Consider the following 7212-nt stretch of genomic DNA (forward strand, 5'->3'; position numbering starts at 1 on the left):
TACATAATTAAAGCCTCGTTGGTTTATTTACCAACGAGGCTTTAAACTTTTATCTATATTTTATTCTTCCTCTTCCCATTCTAAGGATCTACTTACTGCTTTTTTCCAACCTTTATATGCCTTTTCTCTATGTTCTGCATCCATTTCTGGATTGAACTTTCTATCTACATTCCACTTCTCAGAAATTTCATTCATATCTTTCCAGAATCCTACTGCTAATCCTGCCAAATATGCTGCACCTAATGCTGTTGTTTCTATGACTTCTGGTCTATGAACTGGTACTCCTAATAGATCAGATTGGAATTGCATTAGGAAATTGTTTGCCACTGCTCCACCATCTACCTTTAGTTCTTTCAAATCTATACCTGAATCCTCTTGCATAGCTTCTAATACATCCCTAGTTTGATAAGCAATAGATTCAAGGGCTGCTCTAATAATATGATCTCTATTTGCTCCTCTTGTAAGTCCTAGAATAGTTCCTCTTGCATACATATCCCAATAAGGAGCTCCTAGTCCTACAAATGCTGGAACAATATATACTCCATTTGAATCATCAACTTTTGTAGCAAAGTACTCACTATCTGCTGCATCAGATATAAGTCTTAGCTCATCTCTTAACCATTGAATAATTGCTCCACCTATAAATATACTTCCTTCAAGAGCATAATTTACCTTTCCATCTATTCCCCAAGCAATAGTTGTAAGAAGTCCGTTCTTAGATGGAACTGCCTTTTCTCCAGTATTCATAAGCATAAAGCAACCAGTTCCATATGTGTTTTTAGCCATTCCTTGGCTATAACATGCCTGCCCAAATAGTGCTGCTTGCTGGTCTCCTGCTATTCCGGCTATTGGTATCTCTGCACCACCAAATGTATTTGGATCTGTAACGCCATATACTTCACTAGAAGGTTTTGGTTCTGGTAGCATGGATTTTGGAATATCTAACTCTTTTAAAATTTTATCATCCCAACATAAATTATTAATATCAAATATCATAGTTCTAGAAGCATTTGAATAGTCAGTTACATGCACCTTTCCTCTTGTTAGATTCCATATAAGCCATGTATCAATATTTCCAAATAAAAGATCACCATTTTCTGCTTTTTCTCTGGCGCCTTCTACATTATCAAGAATCCATTTAATTTTAGTTCCTGAAAAATAAGCATCTATTACAAGTCCTGTAGTTTTTTTAATATAATCTTCAAGACCTTTTTCTTTTAAATCATCACATATATTAGCTGTTCTTCTACATTGCCATACAATAGCATTGTATACTGGTTTTCCTGTATTTTTATCCCAAACTACTGTAGTTTCCCTTTGATTAGTGATTCCCATTGCCGCTACTTCTTGAGGTCTTATGCCAGCAGTTTCTAATACCTGTCTTGCAACTCCCATTTGAGTACCCCATATTTGCATTGGGTCATGCTCTACCCATCCACCTTTTGGATAGATTTGATCAAATTCTTGTTGTGCAACATTTACTATTTCTCCTACACGATTAAATAAAATGGCTCTTGAACTTGTTGTTCCTTGATCCAACGACATAATGTACTTTTTTTCCACTGTTTTTTCCCCCTTATATAATATTTTTATCTTCTAAAATAATATGATATAAGTTTCTATACCCACATATTTGAGAAGAACATATATATTAATGCTCCAAGTATTCCACCTACAATCGGTCCAATAACTGGTATATATGCATAGGACCAGTCTGAATCTCTCTTTCCTGGTATTGGTAAAATAGCATGAGCTATTCTTGGTCCTAAATCTCTAGCTGGATTGATTGCATATCCTGTTGGACCACCTAAACTTAAACCTATAACCCAAACTAAAAATCCTGCTAATAGAGCACTTAATGCTCCAACTTCATTGTTCGCATTATTAATTCCCATTATTCCAACTACTAATATTATTGTACCTATAACCTCTGTAATAAAGTTACTTCCATAATTTCTAATAGCTGGTGCTGTACAGAATATTCCTAGTTTAACATCCGGATCATCAGTAGCTGCAAAATGATCTTTAAAAGCTACATAAACAAGAGCTGCTCCTACAATACCACCTAATATTTGAAAAATTATATACCCCGGCACTAAAGCCCAATCAAGACTTCCTGAAACTGCCATAGCAATTGTTACCGCTGGATTTAAATGAGCACCACTTACCCATCCTGTAATATAAGCTGCCACAGCAACTGCAAGTCCCCATGCAGCTGTTACAACTATCCATCCTGCATCTTTTGCCTTAGATTTATTTAATGATACGTTAGCAACTACCCCATCACCTAATAAAATTAAAATTAATGTTCCAAAAAATTCCGCTGAATACATTGCCATGTGTGTCATGGCAGATCCCCCCTTAGTTTTTTTGTGATTAGTCACCAAAATCTACCTCTTACAAATCTTCTTTACATAAATTCTTTGTTTTTTTAAATCACCTCCTTAAATTTACATATACCATACTTTTTCATTGCTAGTTGATACTGCTATAGCTCCTGAACTAAGACTTTCTATTACATCTTCCTTTTCACTTATTAATCCTCCAGTTATAATAGGTATATTACTCCGCCTAGATATCTCTTTTACTATTTTAGGCATTATACCTGGAAGTATTTCTATTGCATTTGGATTGCTTTCTCTTATAGACCTAATTCCAGAATCCAATGATAAAGAATCTAGCATAAAAAGCCTTTGAATAGTAAATATATTACATTCCCTAGAAAACTTAGCAATATTATTTTTTGTAGTTATAATACCATCTGGTTTTGTTTTATTAACTATATATTTAAGTCCCCAAATATCTTTTGAAAGTCCTTCTATTAAATCAACATGGATGTATACACCTTTTCCCTTGAGCTTAATCTTTTCTATAATCTTTCCTATATCAGTAATATTGCCCGTTAATAAGAAAAGGTTTTCACACGGTGAACAAAGTGCCCTATCTAATTTATTAGAGTGATTTACAGCTGCTATTATAGGATTTATAGCAATACCTTTAAAAAAATCATTCCCCATTTTTAAGGCCCCCAATATAAAATGATACTACTGATATTTTGATTTTTTTAAATTTTCCAAATCTTTATTCTAAGATTGAACAAGAGATTGGAAGACAAAAAAACATCAACATTACCTACTATTAGTAGGCTTTCTTTGATGTTTTTTCTCATAATCTCCATTAATATTTATTTATTCTCATTATATCAGCAAAATTTTCTTTTGTAAAGTAAATTGATGAAATAATGCTTTAATACTACAATTTTATATAGTTATAGTCTTAATTATATTAAGTATATTCTTATTTTTTGCATTTATGAATAATTTTTATATGATAAAAACATCAAAATACTTCATTTAATTTATATGCTTTCTTTACAATTATATTACCCTAAAAAGAAAAATAATAGCTTTGGTTTTTCTCTTTTAGCTCTATTTAAATATAATAAAAGGAACCGTCTTTTCAAATAACTTAAAAACATTTCAAGACGCTCCCTTAGCTATATCTACTCTATATTAATAAATTGACTGGCACATAATTTTTTTAGCCAAACAAATATTAAATAAGAAGATAGTATAAATATAGTTGACACAATAAAATATATTATATTTACATTTAATCGTAATCTACTTATACAATAATATACTATCAAACTTATTAAAGATATATAAGCCAATCCTATTCCCATACTAAAAAAAACATTTAAATTTTCTTTCATAGCTTTCTGTGGATTATCCCAAACTAACAAAGGTCTCATAATATCCACTACCATGCCAAGTTCTGTCATAGGAATACTACCTAATAAACCAAGTAAAACTATACCTATTATATTATTTAAATATAAAAGTCTTTCAAACATTTTCTAGCTTTTATAAAATAACTCACTTTCTTATTCTAAATTCATTGTGAAACTAATATTAAAGTAAGTGCAATAATTATAAATGGAAGAATCATAAAAAACATGCCTAAAGGTCTGCCTACATTGACAGTCCAACCTACTCCAAATCTTTTTTCAATAAATAAAGCTGGATCTTCTGGATTGTAGTATATAGAATTTCCTAACTTCCAATATTTATCATCATCTCTACTTACTTCCTCATATTCTTTATCAATTTTAAGTCTACTACCACCTTGACCCACCTTTATAGAAATAACTATACTAGATACTATAATCAATACTATAAATATAAAAAATAAACTAAATATAACTTTTATACTTCCTTCTATTAATCCTAAAGAATAGAAAAATAATAAAGTAGTAATTAAATTAATAACTATTCCCATAACTAAAGTATATATAGACCAGGTTCTTCTAAAAATAATATTTCTTCTTACTGACTCTTTTGGATTTTTAGAGCTAATCTCTTGTTTAGACCAACCAATAATCTTGTGAACGAAAAAAAGTAATGCTACCATACCTATCTGGAATAAAGGCATATACCATATAAAAGAATTTGTATCCATATACCCTGTTATATTTCCTTGAAAACCCCAATTAGTAGGTATTCTTTCTGGTAATTTTGACTGTTTGGTTAATCCAATTATTAAATTTAATATAGGTATAATTGCAGGAATTAAATACCAGTATGATGATATATTAGTTTCTTTTTCTCTACTAAATTTCGTATCCACTACTATATATTCCCTTGTTTTTTCCCACGCTTTTTTTTCTTTTAACTTTTTCATTTTATTATTTGCATGTAAATAAATTAAAAACAATATGCCTATATAAATAAAAGTTGTTAATCCAATAACCCCTAAACTATTTGATACATAAGTCCAATAAGAGAGTAGAACTATTGATGGTATACTTACAAAAATATTTTCCATTACATAAATTCTATATATTTTTTTTAGTTCTAGATTACAAACTTCTTCTTCTGGTATTCTAATTCCAAAATATATGTTTTTTCTAGTCATTTTAGGAGTTAAAACTTGCACAATTAATAAAACTACATAGATAAATAAGTTCATAATAACAATATAGATTTTATCTTCCATCAAAATCACCCTCTCTATTTTTTTACAAAACTATGAAAATACTTTTCACATAAATCTAAAAACTCTTCCTTATTCATACCTCTGCAATAAGCATCAGCAATAATATATTTTATTTCTTCTTTTAGATTATTAATATAATTTTCATCAATCTTTGGCATAATATCACTTACCATAGTTCCCTTTCTCCTATCAACAACTAAATAACCTTCTTCTTTTAAGATATTGTAGGATTTATTTACAGTATGAAGATTTATCCCTATATCTTCTGCTAATTGTCTTACAGAAGGTAATTCTTCTCCTTTTTTTAATTCACCTTTAGCTATCCCTTCTATTATTTGACGTCTCAGCTGTTCGTATATAGGAGTTTCTGATTCAAAATCTATTTTTATAATCATATATTTCTTCCTTTCTATCTGTTATATATATTATATAACAGATATATAATATTTTTCAATACAAAAATAAAATATTGCCAACCCTTAAAAATTTTGATTATTAAAAGGTTGGCAATATTTTATTTCATCTAACTCCAAATATTATATAATCCTAAAAAACCTAAGACTCCAGCAAGTAGTACTGATAAAAGTCCTACTACTAGCAATTGTCCAAAAAACTTTTGTTTATCTATTCTCTCTGTGGAAGAAGATAATGCTATAGCCCCTAATGTTGATAATGGACTAAAAGTAACTGTATGGGCACCTACAACAATAGCAGATACTAATGCAATTTCACTAATATTTCCTCCTATTCCAGTAGCTATTTTAGGAATAGTAGGTATTAATGTAGGAAGTACTACTCCAGAAGCACTGGAAACAGCTGACATAAGTCCAGCAGTTATTGCCATAATTGATGTAGCTGTTTTTTCATTCATAATTTTAGCTAGAAAACCTGATAAAAAATCTATTCCTCCTCCTATTCCTACTACATTTACTAATACTGCTACTCCTGATACTAATATTAAAGTGCTCCAAGGAACTTCAATTATAGCTGCTTTTTCATCTACTACCCCCAATAAAAGGAGTATTACTGCACCAGAAAAAGCTATCAATCCTATATCCATTTTATATACCAATATTCCTATTATTACCAACAATATTATAAGAGATGTTATTTTTTGTTCTCTATTAAAAGTTTGAATATTGTGAATTTTTGAATTCTTGTTTTGGAGTTTATGTCCACCAAATATAAAGTAGAACAGTCCTCCCATTATAACAGATGTAGAAATACAACTTAAAAATATACTTTTACTAACCTCTAATCCTTGTTCTGCTGCTAGATTTATAGCTATTATTCCCGTAGGAGCCAACGGAGACAAGGCTCCTGCCAATGAACCTGAGATAATCATAGTAGCCATAAGTATTTCAGGAATATCCTCTGAATCAGTTAACTCCATAGCTATAGGTGCCATTAGGGCAACAGCTGCTATGTTGCCCGGCCCTATTCCCGCTATAACTCCCGTCAATGCAAAGAATATAATTGGTAAAAGTTTAGTATTACCTTTAGCTAAACTAGATATCTTCTTTGTTATTAATGTTAATGTTCCATTTGCTTTAGCCATGCCAAATAATAAGGTCATTCCTAATAGTATAAAAAATAAGTTTGTTGGCCAACCAGACACAATTTCCTTCCCATCTAATCCTAACATAAAATGTCCTACTATGAAAGCCATCAAAATACTTACTAATCCTGTATTTATCTGTTTTCTAAACCCTATAATTATAGCTAATACTAAGGCTAGCAATGTAACAATCTCCATATATAATCCCCCCTTAGACTAACTAAAAAACATAAGTAATAATCCTGCAGCTACTGCTGAGCCTATTACTCCTGCAACATTTGGCCCCATTGCATGCATAAGTAAAAAGTTTCCTGGATTTTCTTCTTGCCCTACTTTCTGTACTACTCTTGCTGCCATTGGTACTGCTGATACTCCTGCTGCTCCAATAAGTGGATTTATCTTTCCTCCACTAGTTTTGTACATTATCTTTCCAAAAAGTACTCCTGCTGCTGTTCCAAGGGAGAATGCTATAAGTCCTAGTACAATTATCTTTATTGTATCTGGAGATAAGAATGTTTGTGCTTTAGCCGTAGCTCCTACTGTAACTCCTAAGAATATAGTTATTATATTTACAAGTTCATTTTGTGCTGTTTGTGAAAGCCTTTCTACTACTCCAGATTCTCTAAATAAATTCCCCATCATTAACATTCCAATAA

8 protein-coding genes are annotated in these 7212 nt (G+C 30.8%); all 8 read right to left on the reverse strand.

Annotated elements, in window-relative coordinates; translation table 11 throughout:
- Positions 1 to 60: 60 nt before the first annotated feature.
- On the reverse strand, positions 61 to 1563 hold the full coding sequence (gene glpK / locus NSA23_RS02895; protein ID WP_257490098.1) for a glycerol kinase GlpK: 1503 nt from the start codon (positions 1561 to 1563) through the stop codon (positions 61 to 63).
- Between the two features lie 56 nt (positions 1564 to 1619).
- Complete coding sequence (locus tag NSA23_RS02900) at positions 1620 to 2348, reverse strand: MIP/aquaporin family protein (protein WP_042681195.1); 729 nt, start codon at positions 2346 to 2348, stop codon at positions 1620 to 1622.
- Positions 2349 to 2450: 102 nt separating this feature from the next.
- The gene (locus tag NSA23_RS02905) at positions 2451 to 3017 is read right to left on the reverse strand and encodes a glycerol-3-phosphate responsive antiterminator (RefSeq protein ID WP_042681193.1); all 567 of its coding nucleotides are present in this window, start codon (positions 3015 to 3017) and stop codon (positions 2451 to 2453) included.
- Between the two features lie 485 nt (positions 3018 to 3502).
- Positions 3503 to 3856, reverse strand: coding sequence for a hypothetical protein (locus NSA23_RS02910; protein ID WP_042681191.1), 354 nt, complete (start codon positions 3854 to 3856; stop codon positions 3503 to 3505).
- 41 nt (positions 3857 to 3897) lie between these two features.
- Positions 3898 to 4998: a DUF1648 domain-containing protein gene (locus tag NSA23_RS02915; protein WP_042681189.1), complete on the reverse strand. Its 1101-nt coding sequence runs from the start codon at positions 4996 to 4998 to the stop codon at positions 3898 to 3900.
- 14 nt (positions 4999 to 5012) lie between these two features.
- Entirely contained in the window at positions 5013 to 5393 is a 381-nt protein-coding gene (locus NSA23_RS02920) for a GntR family transcriptional regulator (protein ID WP_042681187.1), read from the reverse strand.
- A gap of 128 nt (positions 5394 to 5521) precedes the next feature.
- Positions 5522 to 6754: an SLC13 family permease gene (locus NSA23_RS02925; RefSeq protein ID WP_042681185.1), complete on the reverse strand. Its 1233-nt coding sequence runs from the start codon at positions 6752 to 6754 to the stop codon at positions 5522 to 5524.
- An 18-nt stretch (positions 6755 to 6772) separates the two neighbouring features.
- A partial coding sequence (locus NSA23_RS02930) for a sodium ion-translocating decarboxylase subunit beta (protein ID WP_257490099.1) occupies positions 6773 to 7212 on the reverse strand: 440 nt, incomplete at its 5' end.

The organism is Anaerosalibacter massiliensis (genome assembly GCF_024623155.1).
In the GTDB taxonomy this organism is placed as follows: Bacteria; Bacillota; Clostridia; order Tissierellales; family Sporanaerobacteraceae; genus Anaerosalibacter; species Anaerosalibacter massiliensis.